Source organism: Streptomyces nojiriensis, from assembly GCF_017639205.1.
GTDB lineage: Bacteria > Actinomycetota > Actinomycetes > Streptomycetales > Streptomycetaceae > Streptomyces > Streptomyces nojiriensis.
Genome location: NZ_CP071139.1, coordinates 6,612,652 through 6,638,615 on the forward strand (window position 1 = coordinate 6,612,652; position 25,964 = coordinate 6,638,615).

Annotated in this window: 19 protein-coding genes; 15 read left to right on the forward strand and 4 right to left on the reverse strand. The window is 71.3% G+C overall.

Annotated elements, in window-relative coordinates:
* Window positions 1-10: 10 nt before the first annotated feature.
* From dapF to hflX, 4 genes are all read left to right on the forward strand, one after another.
* On the forward strand, window positions 11-886 hold the full coding sequence (gene dapF, locus JYK04_RS30835; protein ID WP_189738792.1) for a diaminopimelate epimerase: 876 nt from the start codon (window positions 11-13) through the stop codon (window positions 884-886).
* A 140-nt stretch (window positions 887-1,026) separates the two neighbouring features.
* Complete coding sequence (locus tag JYK04_RS30840) at window positions 1,027-3,108, forward strand: RelA/SpoT family protein (RefSeq protein ID WP_189738794.1); 2,082 nt, start codon at window positions 1,027-1,029, stop codon at window positions 3,106-3,108.
* Window positions 3,109-3,248: 140 nt separating this feature from the next.
* Window positions 3,249-4,721, forward strand: coding sequence for a M1 family metallopeptidase (locus JYK04_RS30845; protein WP_189738797.1), 1,473 nt, complete (start codon window positions 3,249-3,251; stop codon window positions 4,719-4,721).
* A gap of 140 nt (window positions 4,722-4,861) precedes the next feature.
* Entirely contained in the window at window positions 4,862-6,367 is a 1,506-nt protein-coding gene (hflX, locus tag JYK04_RS30850) for a GTPase HflX (RefSeq protein ID WP_189738800.1), read from the forward strand.
* A gap of 115 nt (window positions 6,368-6,482) precedes the next feature.
* Here hflX and JYK04_RS30855 read toward each other — a convergent pair whose 3' ends face one another.
* Window positions 6,483-7,652 carry a trypsin-like serine peptidase gene (locus JYK04_RS30855; protein WP_189738802.1) on the reverse strand — a complete coding sequence of 390 codons (1,170 nt, stop codon included), beginning with the start codon at window positions 7,650-7,652 and terminating at the stop codon, window positions 6,483-6,485.
* Between the two features lie 189 nt (window positions 7,653-7,841).
* On the opposite strand from JYK04_RS30855, the gene JYK04_RS30860 reads away from it, so the two are divergent.
* The 5 genes from JYK04_RS30860 (at window position 7,842) to JYK04_RS30880 (ending at window position 16,369) form a co-directional block, all read left to right on the forward strand.
* The gene (locus JYK04_RS30860) at window positions 7,842-9,317 is read left to right on the forward strand and encodes a diaminobutyrate--2-oxoglutarate transaminase family protein (RefSeq protein WP_229875459.1); all 1,476 of its coding nucleotides are present in this window, start codon (window positions 7,842-7,844) and stop codon (window positions 9,315-9,317) included.
* Window positions 9,318-9,665: 348 nt separating this feature from the next.
* Window positions 9,666-11,609: an IucA/IucC family protein gene (locus JYK04_RS30865; RefSeq protein WP_373297452.1), complete on the forward strand. Its 1,944-nt coding sequence runs from the start codon at window positions 9,666-9,668 to the stop codon at window positions 11,607-11,609.
* 31 nt (window positions 11,610-11,640) lie between these two features.
* Entirely contained in the window at window positions 11,641-12,354 is a 714-nt protein-coding gene (locus JYK04_RS30870; protein WP_229875464.1) for a GNAT family N-acetyltransferase, read from the forward strand.
* Between the two features lie 99 nt (window positions 12,355-12,453).
* Window positions 12,454-14,346 (forward strand): IucA/IucC family protein, encoded by a 1,893-nt coding sequence (locus JYK04_RS30875; RefSeq protein ID WP_229875467.1) that lies wholly within the window; start codon window positions 12,454-12,456, stop codon window positions 14,344-14,346.
* Window positions 14,347-14,398: 52 nt separating this feature from the next.
* A complete protein-coding gene (locus JYK04_RS30880; RefSeq protein ID WP_189738810.1) occupies window positions 14,399-16,369 on the forward strand; it encodes an ATP-dependent DNA helicase in 1,971 nt (656 codons plus the stop codon).
* Between the two features lie 118 nt (window positions 16,370-16,487).
* Here JYK04_RS30880 and lexA read toward each other — a convergent pair whose 3' ends face one another.
* Window positions 16,488-17,282: a transcriptional repressor LexA gene (gene lexA, locus JYK04_RS30885; protein WP_150259859.1), complete on the reverse strand. Its 795-nt coding sequence runs from the start codon at window positions 17,280-17,282 to the stop codon at window positions 16,488-16,490.
* A 469-nt stretch (window positions 17,283-17,751) separates the two neighbouring features.
* On the opposite strand from lexA, the gene nrdR reads away from it, so the two are divergent.
* Entirely contained in the window at window positions 17,752-18,264 is a 513-nt protein-coding gene (nrdR, locus tag JYK04_RS30890) for a transcriptional regulator NrdR (protein ID WP_189738812.1), read from the forward strand.
* Window positions 18,265-18,408: 144 nt separating this feature from the next.
* Window positions 18,409-21,297: a vitamin B12-dependent ribonucleotide reductase gene (locus tag JYK04_RS30895; RefSeq protein ID WP_189738815.1), complete on the forward strand. Its 2,889-nt coding sequence runs from the start codon at window positions 18,409-18,411 to the stop codon at window positions 21,295-21,297.
* 124 nt (window positions 21,298-21,421) lie between these two features.
* On the opposite strand, the gene JYK04_RS30900 is transcribed toward JYK04_RS30895, so the two are convergent.
* Complete coding sequence (locus tag JYK04_RS30900) at window positions 21,422-21,775, reverse strand: MerR family transcriptional regulator (RefSeq protein WP_189738819.1); 354 nt, start codon at window positions 21,773-21,775, stop codon at window positions 21,422-21,424.
* Between the two features lie 100 nt (window positions 21,776-21,875).
* On the opposite strand from JYK04_RS30900, the gene JYK04_RS30905 reads away from it, so the two are divergent.
* Window positions 21,876-22,661, forward strand: coding sequence for an amidohydrolase family protein (locus JYK04_RS30905; protein ID WP_189738822.1), 786 nt, complete (start codon window positions 21,876-21,878; stop codon window positions 22,659-22,661).
* Between the two features lie 29 nt (window positions 22,662-22,690).
* On the opposite strand, the gene JYK04_RS30910 is transcribed toward JYK04_RS30905, so the two are convergent.
* Window positions 22,691-23,650, reverse strand: a complete 960-nt coding sequence (locus JYK04_RS30910) for a DUF1152 domain-containing protein (RefSeq protein ID WP_189738825.1) — start codon at window positions 23,648-23,650, stop codon at window positions 22,691-22,693.
* A 95-nt stretch (window positions 23,651-23,745) separates the two neighbouring features.
* On the opposite strand from JYK04_RS30910, the gene JYK04_RS30915 reads away from it, so the two are divergent.
* The 3 genes from JYK04_RS30915 to JYK04_RS30925 all read left to right on the forward strand — a co-directional run bounded on the left by JYK04_RS30915 (window position 23,746) and on the right by JYK04_RS30925 (window position 25,957).
* Window positions 23,746-24,585, forward strand: a complete 840-nt coding sequence (locus tag JYK04_RS30915) for an arylamine N-acetyltransferase family protein (RefSeq protein ID WP_229875469.1) — start codon at window positions 23,746-23,748, stop codon at window positions 24,583-24,585.
* 32 nt (window positions 24,586-24,617) lie between these two features.
* Window positions 24,618-25,223, forward strand: a complete 606-nt coding sequence (locus tag JYK04_RS30920) for a YdbC family protein (RefSeq protein WP_030008846.1) — start codon at window positions 24,618-24,620, stop codon at window positions 25,221-25,223.
* A 74-nt stretch (window positions 25,224-25,297) separates the two neighbouring features.
* Window positions 25,298-25,957, forward strand: coding sequence for a histidine phosphatase family protein (locus tag JYK04_RS30925; RefSeq protein WP_189738829.1), 660 nt, complete (start codon window positions 25,298-25,300; stop codon window positions 25,955-25,957).
* Window positions 25,958-25,964: the final 7 nt, after the last annotated feature.

A 25,964-nucleotide genomic window follows, 5' to 3' on the forward strand; every position in this document is an offset into this window, starting at 1 on the left:
CCATGGGCGGGTGACGCAGACCACCCTCTCCTTCCTCAAGGGCCACGGCACCGAGAACGACTTCGTGATCGTCCCGGACCCGGACAACGCCATCGAGCTGCCCGTGTCGGCCGTCGCGAAGCTGTGCGACCGGCGCGCCGGGATCGGCGCGGACGGCGTGCTGCACGTCGTCCGGTCCGCCGCGCACCCCGAGGCCGCGCACCTGGCCGACGAGGCGGAGTGGTTCATGGACTACCGCAACAGCGACGGCTCCATCGCCGAGATGTGCGGCAACGGCGTACGCGTCTTCGCCCGCTACCTCCAGTACGCCGGACACGTCGAGCCCGGCGACCTCGCCATCGCCACCCGCGGAGGCGTCAAGCGGGTGCACCTCGACAAGACGGGCGACGTCACCGTCTCCATGGGCCGCGCCGAGCTGCCCCCCGGCGAGGTCACGGTCAGCGTCGGCGCCCGCAGCTGGACCGCGCGGAACGTGAACATGGGGAACCCGCACGCGGTGGCCTTCGTCGAGAGCCTCGACCACGCGGGGAACCTGTTCGCCGCCCCCGCGTTCAGCCCGGCGTCCGCCTACCCGGCCGGGGTCAACGTCGAGTTCGTCGTCGACCGCGGTCCCCGGCACGTCGCCATGCGCGTCCACGAGCGCGGCTCCGGCGAGACCCGCTCCTGCGGAACCGGCGCCTGCGCCGTCGCCGTGGCCGCCATCCGCCGCGACGGCGCCGACCCGGCCGCGACCGGCGAACCGGTCGCGTACACCGTCGACCTCCCCGGCGGCACCCTGATCATCACCGAACACCCCGACGGGCAGATCGACATGACCGGACCGGCCGTGATCGTGGCTGCGGGGGAGTTCGACGGGTCCTGGCTCACCGAAACGGCTTTCGCCTGAAGCTTCCCTCTAACGGGTGATCCGTTTCACGCTGAGCGAGAGGTGGACTGCGCCACGTGGTGGGGTCGGTAACATCAGGCACCGGCCCTGAGGGCTCACCCCATGCCCACCACCGCCGGTCGAAGCCGCCGGAGGTGCCCATGAGTGCAGAGGCCACGAACCCCGAAGCACACCCCGAAGCGCGCCCTGAGCTCCGCAGACGGGGGCGGACCAGGCTCGATCTGCGCCGGCTCGGGCGCGCGGCCCTGCTCGGGCCGACGTCACGAGACCGCCTTCCGGACGCGATCGGCCACGTTGCCGAGGCGCACCGCGCCCACCACCCGGACGCCGATTTGTCCATTCTGCGCCGCGCGTATCTCCTCGCGGAGACCTCGCACCGCGGCCAGATGCGAAAAAGTGGTGAGCCGTACATCACACATCCACTCGCCGTCACCCTCATCCTCGCCGAACTCGGCGCCGAGACCACGACCTTGACGGCCTCTCTGCTCCACGACACCGTCGAGGACACCGACGTGACCCTCGACCAGGTCCGGGCCGAGTTCGGTGACGAGGTGTGCTTCATCGTCGACGGCGTCACCAAGGTGGAGAAGATCGACTACGGCGCCGCCGCCGAACCCGAGACCTTCCGCAAGATGCTCGTCGCCACCGGCAACGACGTCCGCGTGATGTCCATCAAACTCGCCGACCGGCTGCACAACATGCGCACCCTGGGCGTGATGCGCCCCGAGAAGCAGGCCCGCATCGCCAAGGTCACCCGCGACGTCCTCATCCCGCTGGCCGAACGGCTCGGCGTCCAGGCCCTCAAGACCGAGCTGGAAGACCTCGTCTTCGCGATCCTGCACCCCGAGGAGTACGAGAGCACCCGCGCGCTCATCGCCGCCCACGCCGGGGAACGCGATCCGCTGCCCGCCATCGCCGACTCCGTACGCGGTGTCCTGCGCGACGCGGGCATCGCCGCCGAAGTGGAGGTCCGGCCGCGGCACTTCGTCTCCGTGCACCGCATCTCCCGCACCCGCGGCGAACTGCGCGGCTCCGACTTCGGCCGCATCCTCGTCCTCGTCGGCGAGAACGCCGACTGCTACGCCGTGCTCGGCGAGCTGCACACCTGCTTCACCCCGGTCGTCTCGGAGTTCAAGGACTTCATCGCCACCCCGAAGTTCAACCTCTACCAGTCGCTGCACACCGCCTTCGCCACTCCCGAGGGCTACGTGGCCGAGGTCATCGTGCGGACCCGGCAGATGCACCGCGTTGCCGAGGCCGGCGTGGTCGCCCTCGGCAATCCGTACGCCACCGCGACGCCCGACGCCACCACCGACCCGGACGAGGAGCGCGTGGACCCCACGCGGCCCGGCTGGCTGTCCCGGCTGCTCGACTGGCAGCAGTCCGCACCCGATCCCGACACCTTCTGGACCGTGCTCCGGGCGGAGCTCGCCCAGGACCGGGAGATCACCGTGTTCCGTGCCGACGGGGGCACGCTGGGCCTGCCGGCCGGGGCCAGCTGTATCGACGCCGCCTACGCGCAGCACGGCGAGGCGGCCCACGGCTGTATCGGCGCCCGCGTCAACGGGCGCCTCACCTCCCTGTCCTCCTCCCTGTCCGACGGGGACACCGTCCAGCTGCTGCTCGCGCAGGACGCCTCCTCCGGACCCGCCGCCGAGTGGCTGGACCACGCGCGGACCCCCGCGGCACGGATCGCCATCAGCAGCTGGCTCGAGTCCCATCCCGACCGGGCCATGGCCACGACCTCGGCCGCCCGGGCACCGCTGTCGGTGGTCGGGGCCCGCGGGGGCGGGGGCAACGCGGTCGCCGATCTGCCGGACGCCACCGTGCGACTGGCGGGGTGCTGCACCCCGGTGCCGCCGGATGCCGTCGCCGGCTTCCTGGTCCGCGGCGGGGCCGTCACCGTGCACCGCATCCACTGCGCGGCGGTGGCGCAGATGCGGGCCGTGGGGCGCACCTCGGTCGCCGTGCACTGGCGGGCCACGGCGGACTGCCGGGTCACCCTGCTCGCTGAATCGTTCGGCCGCCCGCACCTGCTGGCCGATCTGACCGAGGCCATCGCCCGCGAGGGGGTCGAGGTGGTCTCCGCGACCGTGGAGCCGCCTGTCGAGCAGCGGGTCCGGCACAGCTACACCCTGCAGCTGCCCGATGCGGCCGGGCTGCCCGCGCTGATGCGGGCGATGCGGGACGTGCCGGGCGTGTACGACGTCAGCCGGGTATAGACGCCGTCCGACGCCGGCCGATGCGGGCCGATGCGGGCCGGGCGCGGACGTAGGCCGGAACGGCTCCGGAACGCCCCGTTCGGGTGGACCCGTCGCGCGCCGTACGCGGCCGTGTGGCGGGCGCTGGTAAGCGGTGGTGGATGCAGCTCTCCTCCCCGCGCCTGCGCGCCACCCTGCTCGCCGCGGCCTCCCTCACCCTCGTCGCCGCCGTCCTGCCCCCACCGACGCCGCTGGGCATCGGCGACCCGCTCTTCCCGGAGCTCGGGAACCCGGGGTACGACGTGCTCTCGTACGACCTGTCCTTCGACTACAAGGACAACCTGAGCCCGCTCGACGCGGTCACCGTCATCGACGCCCGCGCCCTGGAGCGGCTGGAGCGCATCAATCTGGACTTCACCCACGGCAAGGTGGCGTCCGCCGAGGTCAACGGGGAGCCGGCGCGGTTCGAGAGCGTGGCGGAGGACCTCGTCCTCACGCCAGCGCGCCCGGTGGCGGACAACATGCCGCTGCACATCACCATCCGGCACACCAGTGATCCGCGCGGCCGCGGCGACGGCGGCTGGGTGCCGACGGCGGACGGCCTGGCCATGGCCAACCAGGCCGACGCCGCGCACCGCGTCTTCCCCTGCAACGACCACCCCGCCGACAAGGCGTTCTTCACCTTCCGGATCACCGCCCCGGCCGGTCTCACGGCCGTCGCCAACGGGGAGTCGGTGGTCCCCGCCGTGCGGCTCGGCCCCACGACGACCTGGACGTACCGGACCCGGCACCCGATGGCCACCGAGCTGGCCCAGGTCTCGGTGGGCCGCTCCGAGGTCGTGCACGGCACCGGACCGCACGGACTGCCGCTGCGCGACGTGGTGCCCGCCCAGGACCGCCGGCGACTGGACCCCTGGCTCAAGAAGACCGCGGGCCACATCGAGTGGATGGAGGAGCGGGTCGGCCGCTACCCCTTCGAGAACTACGGGGTGCTGATCGCGCGGGCCACGACCGGCTTCGAGCTGGAGACGCAGACCCTCTCGCTCTTCGAGAGCAACCTGTTCGCGGGCGATGGCTACCCCGACTGGTACGTGGAGTCCGTGATGGTCCACGAGCTCGCCCACCAGTGGTTCGGCGACAGCGTCACCCCGCGGACCTGGTCCGACCTGTGGCTCAACGAGGGACACGCCACCTGGTACGAGGCCCTGTACGCGGACGGGCTCGGCAAGTACTCCCTGGAGCGGCGCATGCGCGAGGCGTACCAGCGCTCCGACCAGTGGCGGGCGGCGGGCGGCCCGCCGGCCGCCCCGAAGGCCGCAGCACCCGGCCAGAAGATCGGACTGTTCCGGCCGGTGGTCTACGACGGGTCCGCGCTGATCCTCTACGCCCTGCGGCAGGAGATCGGCACCGAGGCCTTCGAGAGGATCGAGCGGCGCTGGGTCGCGGAGAACCGGGACGGGATCGCGGGGACGGCCGACTTCGTGCGCCTGGCCTCGCAGGAGGCGGGCCGCGACCTCGCGGCCTTCCTGGAGCCCTGGCTGTACGGGGCCACGACCCCACCGATGCCGGGGCACCCGGAGTGGAGCGGCAAGGCGTCCTCCGGCAAGGCCGCGGCGGACGGGAGCGCCCGATAAAAGGGTGTGACCGGCGAGGAACGGGCATGTCACCATCGACGGGGCCGCGTGGGGAATCCCCCGGCGGTGTGACACGTTGGACGTGACAGTTAACGTCACAGCTAACGTGACACTGCTATTCGAATCGACGTAAGGATCCAATGACCTCCTCTTCTTCCCCTTCCCAGGACGCGCGGGACGCACAGGACGTGCGGGACTCGCAGAGCTTCACCGAGAGCCTTCGGGCCGATGCCCTGATGGAAGAGGACGTCGCCTGGAGCCACGAGATCGACGGAGACCGGGACGGCGAGCAGCTCGAACGCTCGGAGCGCGCGGCCCTGCGCCGCGTGGCCGGCCTCTCCACCGAGCTCGAAGACGTCACCGAGGTCGAGTACCGGCAGCTGCGCCTGGAGCGCGTCGTACTGGTCGGTGTCTGGACCTCCGGCACGGTGAACGACGCGGAGAACTCCCTCGCGGAGCTCGCCGCCCTCGCCGAGACGGCGGGTGCGCTCGTACTCGACGGTGTGATCCAGCGCCGTGACAAGCCGGACCCGGCCACCTTCATCGGCTCGGGCAAGGCGCGCGAGCTGCGTGACATCGTCATGGAGAGCGGCGCCGACACCGTCGTGTGCGACGGTGAGCTCAGCCCCGGCCAGCTCATCGCCCTCGAGGACGTCGTCAAGGTGAAGGTGGTCGACCGGACCGCGCTGATCCTCGACATCTTCGCCCAGCACGCCAAGTCCCGAGAGGGCAAGGCGCAGGTCGCGCTCGCGCAGATGCAGTACATGCTGCCGCGACTGCGCGGCTGGGGTGCCTCGCTGTCACGGCAGATGGGTGGCGGCGGCGGTGGCGGCATGGCCACCCGAGGCCCCGGTGAGACCAAGATCGAGACCGACCGGCGACGGATCCGCGAGAAGATGGCGAAGATGCGCCGGGAGATCGCGGAGATGAAGACCGGCCGTGACATCAAGCGGCAGGAACGGCGCCGCAACAAGGTGCCCTCGGTCGCCATCGCCGGTTACACCAACGCGGGCAAGTCCTCGCTGCTCAACCGTCTCACGGGCGCGGGCGTCCTGGTGGAGAACGCACTGTTCGCCACCCTCGACCCGACCGTGCGCCGGGCCGAGACGCCGAGCGGCCGGGTCTACACCCTGGCCGACACGGTCGGCTTCGTCCGGCACCTGCCCCACCACCTGGTCGAGGCGTTCCGCTCCACGATGGAGGAGGTCGGTGACTCCGACCTGATCCTGCACATCGTGGACGGTTCGCACCCGGCTCCGGAGGAGCAGCTGGCGGCGGTGCGCGAGGTGATCCGCGAGGTCGGCGCGGTCAACGTGCCCGAGATCGTGGTGATCAACAAGGCCGACGCCGCGGATCCGCTCGTCCTGCAGCGGCTGCTGCGGATCGAGCGGCACTCGATCGCGGTTTCGGCGCGGACGGGCCTGGGCATCGAGGAACTCCTCGCGCTCATCGACTCCGAGCTGCCGCGGCCCGAGGTCGAGGTGGAGGCCATGGTGCCGTACACGCGCGGCTCGCTGGTCGCCAAGGCGCACGCCGAGGGCGAGGTGATCTCCGAGGAGCACACCCCGGACGGCACCCTGCTCAAGGCACGGGTCCACCAGGAACTGGCGGCGGACCTGGCGCCGTACGCGCTCGCGAAGCGCTGAGCGTGCTGACGGCTTGACGGTTTGACGGCTGAGGCCCCCCTGCACCGCAGGGGGGCCTCAGCCTTTCGGCCACGCCCGGGGTCCGGGACCGCTCGGACTGCCCGTGCCGCTCGGACTACTTGAACTTGCGGCTGACGGCGTCGAAGATGCCCTTCGCCTCCGGCCCCAGCCGGGGTCCGGCCAGCCAGCCCGCCTTGGCCGGGCCGATCGAGGTGTTCGACACCAGCGCCGGCTTGCCGTCGGAGCCAGCCGAGACCCAGCCGCCACCGGAGGAACCGCCGGTCATGGTGCAGCCGATGCGGTACATCACCGGGTCGTTCGCGTTCAGGGACAGCCGGCCCGGCCGGTCCGTGCACTGGAAGGCGCGCTGGCCGTCGAACGGAGCCGCCGCCGGGTAGCCCGTCGCCGTGATGCTCGCGACCTTCGGCACGGCCTGCGCGTTGAACTCCACCGGGAGCGCCGAACCGACCGTCTCCTCCAGGGACTTGGTGCTGCCCTTCTCGGGCATCACGTGCAGTACCGCGAAGTCGTACGGGGCACCCGCGCCGCCCGTCGGACCGCCGCTCGCGATCCACTGGTCGGAGGTCTGCGCCCAGTCGCTCCACCACACGCCGAACGGGGCCACCGTCTCGCGGGGCGCGCCCTTGAGCTGCGCCGCCGGCTTGCCCGCGTTGTTGTAGGACGGGACGAAGGCGATGTTGCGGTACCAGCCGCCGGCCTTGCCCGCGTGGACGCAGTGGCCCGCCGTCCAGACCATGTTCGACTTGCCGGGGTGGGCCGGGTCCTTGACCACGGTCGCCGAGCAGACCATCGAGCCCTCGGGGCCGTCGAAGAACACCTTGCCGGACGCCGGAACGCTCGTGTGGTAGGGCGGGGCGGCCTGCTTGGCCGCCACCGGTGCCGGGGTGGGGTCGGTGACGCCCTGGTCCTTGCCCGCGTCGGGGTCGACGGCCGGACGCTGCGGCTGCTCGGCGTCACGCATGCGGTCCGGGTCCCACAGGCCCTCGATGACCGGGTTGATGTAGTCGCCCGCCTCGCGGAGCCAGTCCTCCTTCTTCCAGTTCTTCCACTCACCCCCCTTCCACTTCTCCAGGTCTATCCCGTGCTCCTTGAGCTTGTCCTTGAGCTGGTCCGGGATCTTGATCCCGTCCTGGCCCGGCAGGCTCGCAGCCACGGTCGGCTTGGCGTCGCCGCCGGCCTCCCCGTCGCCGGGGCCGCAGGCAGCCGCGGTCAGCGCGAGCGTGGCCGCGCACAGAATCGCGGTGACCGGTCGGTTCGGTCGCATGTCGTTCGTCCCCCTGGGAGTTCGAGGAGTGGAGTGCAGGCCCCCACTATGCCGCTGTGGCCCAGGACGACACAGGCCGGGGCCGCGGTTCCTGGCGCTCTTCCCGTGCGGGACAAGGATCTTGAGTCAACCCGTGATCCCTCGCCGTCACCGTCGTTGGTACGTACGGGGGATGGGGGAGCAGCGTTCATGTTCGAGACGCAATCCGGAAGAGCAATCACTGCGGGAGGACCGACACTCGTGGCTGTCACCGAGCCGGCCGCGGCGGCGGCCGCGACAGAGATCCCGCGCCAAGTGCCGTTGCAGGGAAGCCGGGGGCCGGGTCCGGACGCCCCGAGCGGTTCCGTTGTGAACGGTGGGCCTGAGGGTTCCGCCGCTCCGGAGGGCATCCTGCGCAGGCAGTCGCAGCGGGAGTCCGCCGCCCGCACGTACGCGCGCTCGCTGCCCATCGTCCCGGTGCGGGCCCGCGGGCTCACCATCGAGGGCGCCGACGGACGGCGTTACCTCGACTGCCTCTCCGGCGCGGGCTCGCTCGCCCTCGGGCACAACCACCCGGTGGTGCTCGAAGCCATCCGGGGCGTGCTCGACTCGGGGGCCCCGCTGCACGTGCTGGACCTCGCGACCCCGGTCAAGGACGCCTTCACCACCGAGCTGTTCGCGAACCTGCCGCTCGCGCTGGCCGCCGACGCGCGCATCCAGTTCTGCGGTCCGGCCGGCACGGACGCCGTGGAGGCGGCCCTCAAACTGGTGCGCACCGCGACCGGACGCCCCGGGCTGCTCGCCTTCACCGGGGCCTACCACGGCATGACCGCCGGGGCCCTGGACGCCTCGGGGGGCGCCCCCGGGGTTCGGGTGACCCGGCTGCCGTACCCACAGGACCTCCGCTGCCCGTTCGGCGTCGGCGGCCCCGAGGGTGCCGAACTCTCCGCGCGCTGGACGGAGAACCTGCTGGACGACCCGAAGGGCGGGGTGCCCGCCCCCGCCGGCATGATCGTCGAACCCGTGCAGGGCGAGGGCGGGGTGATCCCCGCCCCGGACGGCTGGCTGCGCCGGATGCGCGAGATCACCGCGGCGCGGGGGATCCCGCTGATCGCCGACGAGGTGCAGACGGGCGTCGGCCGGACCGGTGCCTTCTGGGGAGTCGACCACGCCGGGGTGGTGCCCGATGTCATGGTCCTCTCCAAGGCGATCGGCGGCAGCCTGCCGCTCGCGGTGATCGTGTACCGGGCGGGCCTGGACGTCTGGGCCCCCGGCGCGCACGCGGGCACCTTCCGCGGCAACCAGCTCGCCATGGCCGCCGGTACCGCCACGCTCGCCTTCGTCCGTGAGAACCGGCTCGCCGAGCGCGCCGCCGCCCTGGGGGAACGGATGCTGGCGGCCCTGCACGGCCTGGCCTGCGGCCATCCCTGCATCGGAGAGGTACGGGGCCGGGGCCTGATGATCGGCGTCGAACTCGTCGACCCCGACACCGGGGCCGCCGCGCCGTCCCTCGCCGCCGCCGTCCGCCAGGAGTGCCTCGACCGCGGCCTGATCGTCGAGCTCGGCGGCCGCCACGGCGCCGTGGTGCGCCTCCTTCCCCCGCTGACCCTGACCGACGAGCAGGCCGCGGCGGTCCTCGACCGCCTGGCCGACGCCATCCCGGCCGCCGCCCGCCGGACCCACTGACCCGCACCCCGAGGACCCGCGATGCCAGACCCGCACCCGTCCACCCCGATCACGGAGACCCAGCCGCTGTCCGCCGACCGGCCCGCCCCACCGCCGGGACCGGCCCACACGCAGCCGCGCCCGGACCACGAGGAGGCCGCCGCCCCGGGGCAGCCGTCGCCGCCGCCCGGCACCGCGACGCCGCCACGAGAGGCCGCGTTGTCGGCGTCGCCATCGCCGTCGCCCCGGCCCGACGTGCCCGAGGTGCAGGGCCCGGGGCCCGCGGCCGCCCCGCCGGCCCGGCCGGTACCCGCCGAGGACGCACCGACTCCGCCCCCGGCCGGCACGCCGCCCGACGCCGACGGGGCCATGGCCGAGCACCCGCAGCCTGCGTCGCCGGGCGCACCCGGAGCACCGGCCGAGCCGCTCCCCGCGGCGGCTGCGGCTACGGCCCCCACCGGGGCCGGGGCCGGGACCGGCCTCGGGGCCACGGCCACGGTGCCGCGGCAGAAGGACGGCACGCCCCGGCCCCGTTCCGGCTGGACGAGCCCCCTCCGGCTGGAGCCGACCACACTGCCCGACCTCCTCAACCACCCCGACCCGGCCGTCGCCGCCGAGGCCGCGGCGGTGGAGAACCTGCTCCGCTGCTGGGTCCGCGAATCCGGTGTCGGCCGCCCCGACGGGCCCGTCGGAACCCCCCTGCGCATCCCCCTTCCCGCCTCCGGCACCGCCCTGCTCGTCCCGGTCCGCCACTGGTCCCACGCCGGCTGGCACCGATTCGGTGCGGTCCGGCTCGAAGGCACGACCGCCTCCGCGCCCTCCCTCGACGCCGTCACCATCGCCGCGCTCATCGCCCGTGAGGGCACGAGCGGCGGCCGGGGCGCCGCCGACCTCGTCGGCCGGGTCGCCGACTCGGTGCGCCGCACCACCGAGTTCATCGCCGACCGGCGGGAACGCCCCACCGCCCCGGATCCCGTCGGCGGGGACCGCTTCCTCACCGCCGAACAGGCGCTCCTCCTCGGCCACCCCCTCCAGCCCGACCCGAAGAGCCGCGAAGGACTCTCCGAGGCCGAGGTACGCCGCTACTCACCCGAACTCCACGGCTCCTTCCCCCTGCACTGGTTCGCGGTCGAACCCGCGGCCCTCGCCAGCGAATCGGCCTGGACCGAGAGCGGCCGCCCCGTCTCCGCCCCACAGCTCCTCGGCAGACTCGCCCCCGGGCTCCCGCTGCCCCACGGCACCACCCCCCTTCCCCTGCACCCCTGGCAGGCCCGCGACCTGCTCCAACGCCCCGCCGTCACCGCCCTCCGTGACGCGGGACTTCTGCACGACCTGGGCCCGCACGGCGAGCCCTGGTACCCCACCTCCTCCGTCCGCACCGTCCACCGGCCGGGCGCCCCCGCGATGCTCAAGCTCTCCCTGGGCCTGCGCATCACCAACTCCCGCCGCGAGAACCTCCGCAAGGAACTCCACCGCGGCGTCGAGGTACACCGGCTGCTCCGCACCGGCCTCGCCGAGCAGTGGCAGGCGTCCCACCCCGCCTTCGACATCGTCCGCGACCCCGCCTGGGTCGCCGTGGACGCCCCGGACGGAACCCCCGTGCCCGGACTCGACGCCCTGCTGCGCCACAACCCCTTCCGTTCGGGCGACGACCCCGTCTGCATCGCCGCACTCACCGCTCCCCGCCCGTGGCCCGGCCGGACCACCATGAGCTCCCGCCTCGCCGAACTCGTCACCGGGCTCGCCACCGCCACCGGCCACACCACGTCCGCCGTCGCCGCCGAGTGGTTCCTGCGCTACCTCGACCACGTGGTGCTGCCGGTCCTCGCCTTCGACGCGCTCGCCGGCATCGCCCTCGAAGCGCACCAGCAGAACACCCTGGTGCTCCTCGACCCGGCCGGCTGGCCGATCGGCGGCCGCTACCGCGACAACCAGGGCTACTACTTCCGTGAATCCCGCCGCGCGGAACTGGAACACCGGCTCCCCGGCATCGGAAGCGCCAGTGACACCTTCGTGTCCGACGCCGTCACCGACGAACGCTTCGCCTACTACCTCGGCATCAACAACGTGCTCGGTCTCATCGGCGCCTTCGGATCCCAGCGGCTCGCGGACGAACGGGTCCTCCTCGCCGCCTTCCGCCGCTTCCTCGCCAAGGCCGCGGGCCTCGGCCCGCTCCCCGCACGGCTGCTCGACTCGCCCACCCTGCGCTGCAAGGCGAATCTGCTCACCCGCCTGGGCGGTCTCGACGAGCTGGTCGGCCCCGTCGACACCCAGTCCGTCTACGTCACCATCACCAACCCCCTTCACGATTGACGCGTCGGCGCCGACGCGGAGAAGAGCCCCGATGCCCTCCACCCACATGTCAGCCCCGGCCCCGGCCGCCCGATCCGCCCACGACGCCCGCACCGCCGCCGGCGTCGTCGAAGCCGTCGGCGGAGGGCTCGCGCAACGGCTCAACGCGGCACTGCTGCCGCTGCTCGCCGAGGCCGACCTGCTCGATTCCCCCGCCATCTGGGGCAGCGTCACCACGCCCGCCGGAGCCTTCCGCCTCGAACCCGTGCGGCCCGGCCGTGACCTGGAGCTGCTCACCGGCTGGATGAACGATCCCGAGGTGGCGGCCTACTGGGAGCTCGCGGGCCCCGCCGCGGTCACGGCCGCGCACCTGCGGGCCCAGCTCGACGGGGACGGCCGCAGCATCCCCTGCCTCGGCCTCCTCGACGGCACGCCGATGAGTTACTGGGAGATCTACCGGGCCGACCTCGACCCGCTCTCCGGGCACTACCCGGCGCGCCCCCACGACACGGGTATCCACCTGCTCATCGGAGACGGCACGAACCGCGGCCGCGGACTGGGAACAGCCCTGCTGCGTGCCGTCGCCGACCTGGTCCTCGGCAACCGTCCCCGCTGCACACGCGTCGTCGCGGAACCGGACATCCGCAACACCCCCTCCGTATCAGCCTTCCTGAACTCCGGCTTCCGCTGCTCCGCGGAAATCGACCTTCCCGAGAAGCGGGCCGCCCTGATGATCCGGGAGCGAGTGCTGCGCAATCTCCTCTGAGTGCCGCACCGCAAACCCCGACCGTCGTCGGCAGCTTCGCACCTCTCCCTTCGATAACTCTGCGTAGCGAAGCAAAGTTCCCGACCTCCGAGGAGTCACGTGCCGAACTTCCCCGCAGCCCCCGACACGGCCGAACCCGCCATGCCGCCGTCACCCCAGCACCCCTGCACGCCGCCCGAACTCAACCGCGAGACCTGGGACTTCGCCGCCCGCCGGCTGCTCGCGAAGATGCTCGGCGAGTTCGCCTACGAGGAGATCATCCGTCCCGTCCCCGTACCGGCCGCCGCCGGCGACGCCTGGACCCTGACCCTCGACGACGGCAGCAGCCTCGGCTTCCGCGCCCGCCGCCGCTCGTACGGCAGCTGGCACGTCACCCCGGACACGATCACCCTGACCCCACCGGCGCCCGCGCCGACCCCACCACCCTCACCGCCCGTGCCGGGCGACCTCGGGAGCCCGACCGCCTTCGGGGACCCCTACGCCTTCCTCATCCGGGCCCGCACCCTCCTCGGGCTCGACGGGGCCACCCTCGGTCACCTCGTCCGCGAGCTCAGCGCCACCCTCACCGCCGACGCGCGGCTCGACCACACCGCACTCACCGCCGACGTCCTCGCCGACCTCGACTACGCCGCGCTCGAAGGCCACCAGACCGGCCACCCCTGGCTCGTCCCCAACAAGGGCCGCATCGGACTCTCCGCCTCCGACACCGCGGCCTGGGCCCCCGAGGCCCGCACCCGCCAGCGGCTGCCCTGGCTCGCCGCCCACACCTCGCTCGCCGCCTACCGCGGGACCGCCGGCCTTGAGGACCCCGCCCGCCTCTACACCGCCGAGCTCGACCCCGTCACCCGGGCCGCCTTCGACCGGTCCCTGCGCGACCGTGGCCTCGACCCGCTCCACTACCTCTACCTGCCGGTACACCCCTGGCAGTGGGACGAGGTCGTCCTCCCCCTCTTCGCCCCGGCGCTCGCCTCAGGCGCCTTGGTGCCGCTCCCCGCCGATCCCGACGTGCGTCTCCCGCAGCAGTCCGTCCGCACCTTCCTCAACCTCAGCCGGCCCGACCGGCACAGCGTCAAACTCCCGCTCTCCGTCTTCAACACCATGGTCTGGCGCGGACTGCCCTGCGACCTCGCGCTCGCGGCCCCCGCCGTCACCGCCTGGATCCACTCGCTCCGCGACGGCGACCCCTTCCTCCGCGACGAATGCCGGGTCGTCCTGCTCGGCGAGGTGGCCTCCGTCACCGTCCGCCACCCCGTCTACGACGCGCTCCCCGAGGTCCCGTACCAGTACAAGGAGCTCCTCGGCGCGATCTGGCGCGAGCCCCTGACCGGCCTGCTGGCACCCGGTGAGCGCGCCCGTACGCTCGCCTCCCTCCTCCACACCGACCCGCGCGGCCGGTCCTTCACCGCCGAGCTCGTCGCCCGGTCCGGGCTGACCCCCACCGTCTGGCTGCAGCGCCTCTTCGCCGCCCTCCTGCCCCCGCTGCTCCGCTTCCTCTACCGCTACGGCACCGTTTTCTCCCCGCACGGCGAGAACGTCATCGTGATCTTCGACGAGCAGGACGTCCCGGTCCGGCTCGCGGTCAAGGACTTCGTCGACGACGTCAACATCACCGACGAACCGCTGCCCGAGCTCGCGTCCCTGCCCGACGAGGTCCGGGCGGTCCTGCTCACCGAGCCCGCCGACTTCCTGCCCCAGTTCATCCACTCCGGGCTGTTCGTCGGTGTCTTCCGCTACCTCTCGGCTCTGTGCGAGGACGGCCTCGGTGTCCCGGAGAGCGAGTTCTGGTCCCTCGTACGGGCGGAGATCCTGCGCCACCAGGCCCGCTTCCCGGAGCTCAAGGACCGCTATGAGCTCTTCGACCTGCTCGGCGAGCGCATCGGACGGCTCTGCCTGAACCGGAACCGGCTCTACGAAGATGGCTACCGGGACCGCCCCGACCGCCCCCACGCCGTGCAGCACGGCACCGTACCCAACCCCTTGTACCGGCCATGATTGCTCGCCGGTGCGCTCGCTGTCGGTGCGGCCCCGTAGGGTTGGCAGTGCTATGACGAAGCCCTCCCTCCCCGACCTGCTGCACGCCGCCGTCTCCGCCGTCGGCGGCACGGAGCGGCCCGGCCAGGTGGCCATGGCCGAAGCCGTCGCCGAAGCGATCGACGACAACTCCCACCGGCTGATCCAGGCCGGCACCGGCACCGGTAAGTCCCTCGGCTACCTGGTGCCGGCCCTCGCGCACGGTGAGCGCGTGGTCGTCGCCACGGCGACCCTCGCCCTCCAGCGGCAGCTCGTCGAGCGCGATCTGCCCCGGACGGTGGAGGCACTGCACCCGCAGCTGCGCCGCCGCCCGCAGTTCGCCATGCTCAAGGGCCGGTCGAACTATCTCTGCCTGCACCGCCTGCACGAGGGCGCTCCGCAGGACGAGGAGGACGGCCTGTTCGACCAGTTCGAGGCGGCCGCGCCCACCAGCAAGCTCGGCCAGGACCTGCTGCGGATGCGCGACTGGGCGGACGAGACCGAGACCGGCGACCGCGACGACCTGACCCCGGGTGTTTCGGACAAGGCCTGGTCCCAGATCTCCGTCTCCTCGCGCGAGTGCCTGGGCGCGACGAAGTGCGCGTACGGCGCCGAGTGCTTCGCGGAGGCCGCCCGTGAGCGGGCCAAGCTCGCGGACGTGGTCGTCACCAACCACGCCCTGCTCGCCATCGACGCCATCGAGGGCGCACCCGTGCTGCCGCAGCACGAGGTGCTGATCGTGGACGAGGCCCACGAGCTGGTCTCCCGGGTGACCGGGGTCGCCACCGGAGAGCTCACCCCGGGCCAGGTCAACCGGGCAGTGAAGCGTGCCTCCAAGCTGGTCGACGAGAAGACCGCCGACTCCCTGCAGACCGCCTCCGAAACCTTCGAGCGGGTCATGGAGCTGGCGCTCCCGGGCCGGCTGGAGCAGATCCCCGAGGACCTCGGCTACGCGCTGATGTCCCTGCGGGACGCCTCGCGCAATGTGATCTCGGCGATCGGCGCGACCCGGGACAAGTCCGTCCAGGACGAGGACGCGGTGCGCAAGCAGGCGCTGGCCGCGGTGGAGAGCATTCACGGGGTGGCGGAGCGGATCACCAACGGCTCCGAGTACGACGTGGTCTGGTACGAGCGCCACGACCGCTTCGGCGCCACCCTCCGCGTCGCGCCCCTGTCGGTGTCCGGCCTGCTGCGGGAGAAGCTGTTCGAGGACCGCTCCGTGGTCCTGACCTCCGCCACCCTCAAGCTGGGCGGCGACTTCAACGGGGTCGCGGCCTCCCTGGGCCTGTCCCCCGAGGGGGTCGAGGGCGACGACGTACCCGTCTGGCGCGGCCTCGATGTCGGCTCGCCGTTCGACTACCCCAAGCAGGGCATCCTCTACGTCGCCAAGCACCTGGCCACGCCGGGCCGGGAGGGGACGCGGGGCGACATGATGGACGAGCTCGCCGAGCTGATCGAGGCGGCCGGCGGCCGCACCCTCGGTCTCTTCTCCTCCATGCGCGGTGCCAAGGCGGCGGCCGAAGAGCTGCGCGGCCGGCTCGACAACCCGATCCTGCTCCAGGGTGAGGAAACCCTCGGCGAGCTGATCAAGTCCTTCGCCGCCGACCCGAAGACCTGCCTGTTCGGGACGCTGTCGCTGTGGCAGGGCGTGGACGTGCCCGGCCCCAGCTGCCAGCTCGTGGTCATGGACCGGATCCCCTTCCCGCGCCCCGACGACCCGCTGATGAGCGCCCGCCAGAAGTCGGTCGAGGAGCACGGCGGCAACGGCTTCATGGCCGTCGCGGCCACACATGCCGCGCTGCTGATGGCGCAGGGCGCGGGCCGTCTCGTACGGGCCTCTGGTGACCGGGGTGTCGTCGCGGTCTTGGACCCCCGACTGGCGACGGCCCGCTACGGGAGCTTCCTGCGGGCCACGCTGCCGGACTTCTGGTACACCACGGACCGCAATCAGGTCCGCCGTTCCCTGGCGGCGATCGACGCTGCCGCTCACGCTGACGGCAAGTAGTTCTCGGGAGCACGAGCGGCGAGCGACCGCATCCGCCGGAGCGGCGGCGGTTCAGCCGCAAAGAGCAACCCCCGGAACCGGCGCAGTGGGTCCCGGGGGCTGAATGGGGGCGGCGGGGTCAGACCCGACGCAGTACCGCGACGACCTTGCCGAGGATCGTCGCCTCGTCGCCGGGAATCGGCTGGTAGGCGGCGTTGTGCGGGAGGAGCCAGACGTGGCCGTCCTCGCGCTTGAAGCGCTTGACCGTGGCCTCGCCGTCGAGCATCGCGGCGACGATGTCGCCGTTCTCCGCGACCGGCTGGCGACGGACCGTGACCCAGTCGCCGTCGCAGATGGCGGCCTCGATCATCGAGTCGCCGACGACCTTGAGGACGAAGAGCTCGCCGTCGCCGACCAGCTGGCGGGGGAGCGGGAAGACGTCCTCGACCGACTCCTCGGCGAGGATCGGACCGCCGGCCGCGATCCGGCCGACCAGGGGAACGTAGGAGGCGGCGGGCTTGCCGGTGGTGTCCGTGGGCTGCGAGCTCGGCTGGTCGGAGCCGCGCACCTCGTAGGCCCGGGGGCGGTGCGGGTCACGACGCAGGAAGCCCTTGCGCTCCAGGGCCATCAGCTGGTGTGCGACCGACGAGGTGCTGGACAGGCCGACCGCCTGGCCGATCTCCCGCATCGACGGCGGGTAACCGCGCCGCTGCACGGAGTCGCGAATGACCTCGATGACCCTCCGCTGCCGGTCCGTGAGCCCGGAGCTGTCGGCGCGGATGCCTGGAGGTCGACCTGGCAGCGAGCGTGCGGGGCGCACTGCGGGCTCCGCATCCGGGTTCAGGTTTGCGTCGTTCATGGCATGCACCGGCTCGAGTCGGCTCTGGGAGCGGTTCTGGGCGGTAATGGCGGCACTGTCTGCGGTGGTGGTCACGTCGGCCCCTCTCGAAATGTTCTCCCTAGCTGGACAACGGTAGTAGCTTTCGAAAGGTTGCGCCAAACACACGTTCGAGTGAAAAATCGCAGATCGTCCTGCGTGGGCATATCAAGGGGTGTATGGACGATCGGTTCGCCGAACGCGGGTTCGGCTCGGCATCCGCCGCCTACGGTACCCTTCCCGGTCGGATCGCCGCCTTTCGGGCCCGCGCCCAGTGTGGCACCGACAGGCCCCGTGTCCGCCCACCGGACGCCGCGACACGCGGAGCCGCGTAAATCCTCCACAACCCAAGATCTAGTGGTTGGATGAGCGCTGCCACCCAGAGGTTGTGGTCCTCGGGTCTTCCGGGGGCCCCGGGATCGCATATGCTGGTGGCTGCTTCACGAGCCCCCGACGGAGTCCAGCTCCGTCGTTCAGGGGCTCCGTGGGGTGATTCGGTCGTGCCAAAAGGGAGGGTGAGGGAACCATGCACTGCCCCTTCTGCAGGCACCCCGACAGCCGTGTCGTCGACAGCCGCACCACGGACGACGGCACGTCGATCCGCAGGCGCCGTCAGTGCCCCGACTGCTCCCGTCGCTTCACGACGGTGGAGACGGCCTCGCTGATGGTGATCAAGCGCAGCGGGGTGACCGAACCCTTCAGCCGTACCAAGGTCATCTCCGGCGTGCGCAAGGCGTGCCAGGGGCGGCCGGTCACCGAGGACGCCCTCGCCAAGCTCGGCCAGCGGGTCGAGGAGGCGCTGCGCGCCACCGGGAGTGCCGAGCTGACCACCCACGACGTGGGTCTGGCCATACTCGGCCCGTTGCAGGAGCTCGACCTGGTCGCGTACCTGCGCTTCGCTTCCGTTTACAAAGCTTTCGACACCCTTGAAGACTTCGAGACCGCCATCGCGGAACTCCGCGTTTCGCGGTCTCATCCTGAAGAGTGCGAGCTCGGTGGGACCGTCCAGGTCCCCGTGCCCGCCTCCGCCGCCGACTGACCGGACCATCCGTACCGCGGCGCTCACGCGTCGTGACGCGGCCGGTCGGCCAGGCGAAGAGACGTAGATACACGACACAGCACTGTGCCGCGGAATATCGATGGCACTTTAGGGCGTTTTTGCCCGCATATGGGAGGAAGCGGCATGACAGAGACGGCGAGCGGCTCGGCACGTGGTTCCCGCGCCAAGGGGACCAAGGCTGCCAAGGGCGGCCTGCGTATCGAGCGCATCCACACCACCCCGGGCGTGCACCCTTACGACGAGGTGAGCTGGGAGCGCCGTGACGTCGTCATGACCAACTGGCGCGACGGCTCGGTCAACTTCGAGCAGCGTGGTGTCGAGTTCCCCGACTTCTGGTCGGTGAACGCGGTCAACATCGTCACCAGCAAGTACTTCCGCGGCGCGGTCGGCACCCCGCAGCGCGAGACCGGTCTGAAGCAGCTGATCGACCGGATCGTGAAGACGTACACGAAGGCCGGCGAGGACTTCGACTACTTCTCGTCGCCCGCCGACGCGGAGATCTTCGAGCACGAGCTGACCTACGCCCTCCTGCACCAGATCTTCAGCTTCAACTCCCCGGTGTGGTTCAACGTCGGTACGCCCCAGCCGCAGCAGGTCTCCGCCTGCTTCATCCTCGCCGTCGACGACTCCATGGAGTCGATCCTCGACTGGTACAAGGAAGAGGGCATGATCTTCAAGGGCGGCTCCGGCGCCGGCCTGAACCTCTCCCGCATCCGCTCCTCCAAGGAGCTCCTCTCCTCCGGCGGCAACGCCTCCGGCCCGGTCTCCTTCATGCGCGGCGCCGACGCGTCCGCCGGAACGATCAAGTCGGGCGGCGCCACCCGCCGCGCGGCCAAGATGGTCGTCCTGGACGTGGACCACCCGGACGTCGAGGCCTTCATCGAGACCAAGGTGAAGGAGGAGGAGAAGATCCGCGCCCTGCGCGACGCGGGCTTCGACATGGACCTGGGCGGCGACGACATCACGTCCGTCCAGTACCAGAACGCCAACAACTCCGTCCGCGTGAACGACGAGTTCATGACGGCCGTCGAGAACGGCACCGAGTTCGGCCTGCGTGCCCGTATGACCGGCGAGGTCATCGAGAAGGTCGACGCCAAGGCGCTCTTCCGCAAGCTGGCCGAGGCCGCGTGGGCCTGTGCCGACCCGGGCATCCAGTACGACGGTGTGATCAACAACTGGCACACCTGCCCCGAGTCCGGCCGCATCACCGCGTCCAACCCGTGCAGCGAGTACATGCACCTGGACAACACGTCCTGCAACCTCGCCTCGCTCAACCTGATGAAGTTCCTGAACGACGACGGCAAGGGCAACCAGTCCTTCGACGCCGAGCGCTTCGCCAAGGTCGTCGAGCTCGTCATCACCGCGATGGACATCTCCATCTGCTTCGCGGACTTCCCGACGCAGAAGATCGGCGACAACACCCGCGCCTTCCGCCAGCTGGGCATCGGCTACGCCAACCTCGGCGCCCTGCTCATGGCCACCGGCCACGCGTACGACTCCGACGGCGGCCGCACCCTCGCCGCGTCGATCACCTCGCTGATGACCGGTACCGCGTACAAGCGCTCCGCCGAGCTGGCCGCCATCGTCGGCCCGTACGACGGCTACGCCCGCAACGCCGAGTCGCACAAGCGCGTCATGAAGCAGCACGCCGACGCCAACGCCGTCGCGCCGCGCACCGAGGACCTGGACAACAGCATCTGGGCCGCGGCCACCGAGGCCTGGCAGGACGTCCTGCGCCTCGGCGAGAAGAACGGCTTCCGCAACTCCCAGGCCTCCGTCCTCGCGCCGACCGGCACCATCGGTCTCGCGATGTCCTGCGACACCACCGGTGTCGAGCCGGACCTGGCCCTGGTCAAGTTCAAGAAGCTCGTCGGCGGCGGCTCGATGCAGATCGTCAACGGCACCGTCCCGCAGGCCCTGCGCCGCCTGGGTTACCAGGAGGAGCAGATCGAGGCGATCGTCACCCACATCGCCGAGCACGGTGTGGTCGTCGACGCCCCCGGCCTGAAGACCGAGCACTACTCGGTGTTCGACTGCGCCATGGGCGAGCGCTCCATCTCCGCGATGGGCCACGTCCGCATGATGGCCGCGATCCAGCCGTGGATCTCCGGCGCGATCTCGAAGACGGTCAACATGCCGGAGACGGCGACCGTCGAGGAGATCGAGGAGATCTACTTCGAGGCGTGGAAGATGGGCGTCAAGGCGCTCGCGATCTACCGCGACAACTGCAAGGTCGGCCAGCCCCTCTCCGCCAAGAAGAAGGAGGAGGAGAAGGAGGAGGTCACCGTCAAGACGGAGGAGACCATCCGCGCCGCCGTCGAGAAGGTCATCGAGTACCGCCCCGTCCGCAAGCGCCTCCCCAAGGGCCGCCCGGGCATCACCACCTCCTTCACGGTCGGTGGCGCCGAGGGCTACATGACGGCGAACTCCTACCCGGACGACGGTCTGGGCGAGGTCTTCCTGAAGATGTCCAAGCAGGGCTCGACCCTCGCGGGCATGATGGACGCCTTCTCGATCGCCGTCTCGGTCGGTCTGCAGTACGGCGTTCCGCTGGAGACCTACGTCTCGAAGTTCACGAACATGCGCTTCGAGCCGGCCGGCATGACGGACGACCCGGACGTGCGGATGGCGCAGTCGATCGTCGACTACATCTTCCGCCGCCTGGCGCTGGACTTCCTGCCCTTCGAGACCCGCTCGGCCCTCGGCATCCACACCGCCGAGGAGCGTCAGCGTCACCTGGACACCGGCTCCTACGAGCCGCTCGAGGACGAGCTGGACACCGAGTCCCTGACGCAGGCGACCCCGCTGGCAGCGGTCCCGTCGGCCCCGAAGCCGGTCGCGGCCGTCTCCGTCCCGGCCCCGAAGACGGCGCACAGCAACGCCGAACTGGTCGAGATGCAGCTCGGTGTCTCCGCCGACGCCCCGCTCTGCTTCTCCTGCGGTACGAAGATGCAGCGCGCCGGCTCCTGCTACATCTGCGAGGGCTGCGGCTCGACGAGCGGTTGCAGCTGATCGATCTTGACGCCCTGTAGGGCGTGAGTGAGCTGTTCAGGTGGGGTGTTCGCGGTGACGCGGGCACCCCACCGGGCGTTTCGGTGGCGCCGCGGTGGCATCGAGTCCACACCCGGTCGAGCGGCTACCCGGTGTGTTCGGCTGCCGCAATGGCTTGCCGCAGGGTTCGGCGGGCCTGTGCCAATTCCTCCGCGCGCCGGTCGAGGTGGGCGAGCTGTGTGCGCAGCTTGTCCAGGACTCCCGGGCACGGGCGCAACGAGCCGTCTGCGAGGGCGCAGGGCAGTACCTGCCGGATCAGGCTGGTGGACAGCCCGGCCGCCAGCAGGGCGCGAATCTGACCGACCGTCCGCTCGGCGGCATCGTCGTAGTCGCGGTAGCCGTTGGCCCGACGGGTCGAGGCGAGCAGGCCGACCCGTTCGTAGTACCGGAGCAACCGCTCGCTCGTCCCGGTCCGTTTGGCCAGCTGGCCGATCAGCATTGCTTCCCCCGGAGCTTGACCTTGCCATCGTGTCAACCTTGAACGATGGGACCGGCGGCGGCATTCCGCCACCTGTACCGGTCCTGACCAGGAGAATCCGTTGATCATCGATGCGCACAGCCATGTCCACGATCCCGTGCACCGGCACATCGCCCTGCTGGACGAGGCAGGAGTGGACCGTGCGGTGCTCTTCAGCACCCGGCCGCATCCCGAGCGGGCCACCGATCTGGCTTCCTTCCGGCGGGAGATGAGTGTGCTGGACGAGACGGTCGGCGGAGGCGCCGACGGTCCGGCGGGCCATCGGGCCGCGGGGGAGGAACTCGCCGCGGCGTGTGCGGCGTATCCCGATCGCTTCATCGGCTTCGGCAAGGTCCGACTGGATCAGCCGGCCGAGCGGATCGCGGCGGATGTCGAGCAGGAGGTCGTCGGCCGGGGCTTCCGGGGCATAGGTGAGCTGACCCCGCCGCCGGAGCGGGCCGGTCTGATCGAACCCGTTCTGCGAGCGGCCTCCGACCACGGTGGATTGCCGGTGGTCGTGCACGGGTTCGCACCGACCACGGCGGGAGATCTGGCCACGCTGGCCGGACTCGCGCGCGAGCACCCCACCGTCCCGCTGGTGATCAGCCAACTCGGCGGGCTGAACTGGCTGACCGCCATCGAGCTGGCCCGGGAGACCCCGAACCTGTACCTGGAACTGTCGACGGCCGCCGTCGTCTTCGCGGTACGGCTGGCGATCGACGAGGTGCCCGACCGGACGTTCTTCGGCTCGGACGCGCCGTACGGAGATCCGTTCCTCGCTCGGGCCACCGTCGAACGCGTCACCAGGCCGGGCATGGTGCGCGATCGCGTTCTGGGTGGCACCCTCGCGGAGCTGCTCGGTCTCTGACCGCTGGGACGTGTACCGGAGCGGGCGGGTCAGTGGGGGATGCGGCGGGACGGACGGGTGACCAGTTCCTCGCGGAACTCGGCGATCCGGGAATGGACCTGGCGCATCAGATGGGTGTCCTCGATGCGGTCCAGGTACAGGCAGCGCGCGGCCAGCCCCGGCAGGTCGAAGGCGAAGCACAGGGACATCAGCGGGTTCACGAAGAGCTCGCTGCCCCGCGTGCGGCTGGTGAACTGCACGTCGCCGAAGGAACCCCGGACGGCCGCGGCGATCGAGCCGTTCACGATGCTGGGCATGTCCGGGGTCTGTTCCTGGGCATGGGCCACCGCGTCCAGGAACAGCGCTCCCTCCCTGGTGGCGCGCGGTATGGAGAACGCGCCGAGGTAGGCGCCCGCGCGCTCCAGCGCCGCGATGTTCTCCAGCACCAGGCCGTGACTGACCCCGTGGTACGCGTCCACACCGAAGCCCACCGACACGACGAGGCGTTCGGGTACGTCGTCCAGCGCGGCCAGTGCCGCGACGCTGGTCAGGTCCTCCTCGGGCGTGCCGAGGCCCGCTTCGTCGCCCCGCATCAGGATGTCCGTTCCGCCGTCGACCAGGACGATCGCGTCGATGCGGTGGAGGTCGACCAGCTCGCGGTAGGCGGCGCGCAGCGGCTGCACCCCGGTCTGGGGGAAGGCGTACACGGTGGCCGGGTAGTCGTGCGCCTCCAGCCACCGGGCCAGGGTCCGCTCGGGGAAGTAGGTCAGGTGGGGCGCGGAGTCGGGGGTGACGGCGGCCAGGTCGGGGGCCACCCACGCCTCGGAGGGCAGTCCGGCGAGCGCGCTGAAGGAGAGGTTCGCCAGGTGCACCCGTTTGCCCTGGTGCATGAGGGACAGGGCGACGGGGAGGCCGGCGTAGATGTCGAAGCCGCCGCCCGCACCGGTGACCAGGATGTTTTCGGCGTCGGCGAGGCGGTCGAAAAGCGGGTTGGTGTGCAGGGCCGTCATGCTGATCATTGTGCGGGGCGCGTATGACGACGCGCCTGCGGATTCCACGGCGGTGCGTTGGCCGACGGGGCGGGGGAACGGGGAGATGGTCAGTCGTGTGGAGCGGTGACGAGCTGGACCTGGACGCGTATCTGGAGCGGATCGGTTATGAGGGGGACCGGGGGCCCTCCGGGGAACTCCGGCCGGACCTCCGCACGTTGTACGCAGTGCACCGCGCCCACACCGCCTCCATCACCTTCGAGAGCCTGGACGTCCTGCTCGGCCGCCCCGTCGCGCTGGACCTCAAGTCGATCGAGGACAAGCTCGTGCACGGCCGCCGCGGTGGCTACTGCTACGAGCAGAACTCGCTGCTGGCCGCCGCCCTGGAGCGGATCGGCTTCGAGGTCTCCGGGCGCGGTGCCCGCAACCGCACCCGCGGGGACTCCGTCCTCGCGGTGACGCACGCCGTCCTCGTCGTCACCGTGAAGGGTGAACCGTGGCTGTGCGACGCCGGGTTCGGGTTCCAGGGCCCTCGCGAGCCGGTGCCGCTGGGACGGCCGGGCTCCGAGGTGCGGCAGGGCGAGTGGACGTACCGCGTCCGCGAGGAGGAGGACGGCGTCCTCGTGCTGTGCCTGCTGCGCGGCGAGACCTGGCGGGACCTGTACGCCTTCTCCCCGCAGCGCTATCACCCCGTCGACTACGTCGTACTCAACCACTACAGCTCCAGCCACCCTGCCTCCTCCTTCGTCGGGCGGCTGATCGTCCAGTACCCGGGTGACGGCGTCCGCCAGGCGCTCGTCGGGCGGGAACTCACCCGGCTGCACCCCGACGGCCGGGCGGAGCAGGAGATCGTCGGCCCGGACGGGCTGCTCGCCGTGCTCGACCAGGAGTTCGAGCTTCGGCTGCCCGAGCGGGACGCGGAGGAACTGGTGCGGATCCACCGCGCCGAGGACTGACCGGGGCCGCGCCTGGCCCGTACGATGGCGCCGTGCTGGTCAAGTGGATTCGCTGCACGGTGACGGACCGACGCGGGTTCGAGCGCGGGCAGCGAAAATGGGCGGGGCTGCCGGGTGAGCCGGGATTCCGGGGGCAGGGCGGCGGCTGGAGCCGGGGCCGGCAGGGGGTCGCGCATGTCTTCGCGTTCTGGGAGAGCCGGTCTTTCTACGACTCCTTCATGGCCCGCTCGCACGACCGGCTGGCCGCCTCCCAGAACGGCACCTATACCGATCTGCGGGTCACGCTCTTCGACCACCGCTTCGACGTGAAGACCGGCTTCGAGCCCCGCTTCACCGATGCCGACGTCGTACGGGTCGCGCACACGCGGGTCCGGGAGGGCCGGGTCGACCACTTCGCCCTCATGCAGGAGAAGGTGTGGAATCCGGCGATGGCGGGCTCACCCGGGATGGTCCGCGGCCTCTTCGGGGAGGCCCCGGGCCGGGAGTTCCTGGTCCTCTCCATGTGGCACGCCGCCGCCGAGCACGGCAAGTACCGGCAGGAGCGGGTCGAGCGGCTCTCCCTGCGTGCCCAGATCCAGGCCGATGTCGAGGCCCTCACCGGCGATGTCGTCGACCTCGAACCCTCCTGGACGGTATGACCGTACGATGACCGCCGGGGGGCGACCGGCGTGCCCGGTCGGCGGGCCGCCCGGTGTCGGAATAGGGTCGTGGAATGGTTCGACCACACCGCATCGTCCTTGTCCGGCACGGGGAATCGGAGGGGAACGCCGACGACTCGGTGTACGAGAGGAAGCCCGACCACGCCCTGCGGCTGACCCCTGCCGGGCGCGAGCAGGCGTCGGCGGCGGGCGTCCGGCTGCGCGAGCTCTTCGGCACCGAGACGATCAGTGCGTACGTCTCCCCGTACCGCCGCACCCTGCAGACCTTCCGGGAGCTCCGGCTGGACCCGACGCGCGTGCGGATGCGCGAGGAGCCGCGCCTGCGCGAGCAGGACTGGGGGAACTGGCAGGACCAGAACGACGTACGGCTGCAGAAGGCGTACCGGGACGCGTACGGACACTTCTTCTACCGCTTCGCGCAGGGCGAGTCGGGGGCCGATGTGTACGACAGGGTCGGATCCTTCCTGGAAAGCCTCTACCGCAGCTTCGAGGCCCCCGACCATCCCGAGAACGTTTTGCTGGTGACGCACGGGCTGACGATGCGGCTGTTCTGCATGCGCTGGTTCCACTGGTCCGTGGCCGAATTCGAGGCCCTGTCCAATCCGGGCAACGGCGAATTCCGGGTGCTCCTGCTCGGCCCGGACGGCCGGTACCGGCTGGACCGCCCGTTTGAGCGGTGGACCACACACGAGCCTTATGACCTGGACGGCTAGAGTGGCC

Bases quoted from the DNA above. Each gene is read 5' to 3' on its own strand.
- JYK04_RS30845 (WP_189738797.1), top strand. From the start codon at position 3,249: ATGCAGCTCTCCTCCCCGCGCCTGCGCGCCACCCTGCTCGCCGCGGCC.
- hflX (WP_189738800.1), top strand. From the start codon at position 4,862: ATGACCTCCTCTTCTTCCCCTTCCCAGGACGCGCGGGACGCACAGGAC.
- JYK04_RS30855 (WP_189738802.1), bottom strand. From the start codon at position 7,652: ATGCGACCGAACCGACCGGTCACCGCGATTCTGTGCGCGGCCACGCTC.
- JYK04_RS30925 (WP_189738829.1), top strand. From the start codon at position 25,298: ATGGTTCGACCACACCGCATCGTCCTTGTCCGGCACGGGGAATCGGAG.
- JYK04_RS30865 (WP_373297452.1), top strand. From the start codon at position 9,666: ATGGCCGAGCACCCGCAGCCTGCGTCGCCGGGCGCACCCGGAGCACCG.
- JYK04_RS30840 (WP_189738794.1), top strand. From the start codon at position 1,027: ATGAGTGCAGAGGCCACGAACCCCGAAGCACACCCCGAAGCGCGCCCT.
- JYK04_RS30880 (WP_189738810.1), top strand. From the start codon at position 14,399: ATGACGAAGCCCTCCCTCCCCGACCTGCTGCACGCCGCCGTCTCCGCC.
- nrdR (WP_189738812.1), top strand. From the start codon at position 17,752: ATGCACTGCCCCTTCTGCAGGCACCCCGACAGCCGTGTCGTCGACAGC.
- JYK04_RS30910 (WP_189738825.1), bottom strand. From the start codon at position 23,650: ATGACGGCCCTGCACACCAACCCGCTTTTCGACCGCCTCGCCGACGCC.
- JYK04_RS30860 (WP_229875459.1), top strand. From the start codon at position 7,842: ATGTTCGAGACGCAATCCGGAAGAGCAATCACTGCGGGAGGACCGACA.
- JYK04_RS30900 (WP_189738819.1), bottom strand. From the start codon at position 21,775: ATGCTGATCGGCCAGCTGGCCAAACGGACCGGGACGAGCGAGCGGTTG.
- JYK04_RS30870 (WP_229875464.1), top strand. From the start codon at position 11,641: ATGCCCTCCACCCACATGTCAGCCCCGGCCCCGGCCGCCCGATCCGCC.
- JYK04_RS30895 (WP_189738815.1), top strand. From the start codon at position 18,409: ATGACAGAGACGGCGAGCGGCTCGGCACGTGGTTCCCGCGCCAAGGGG.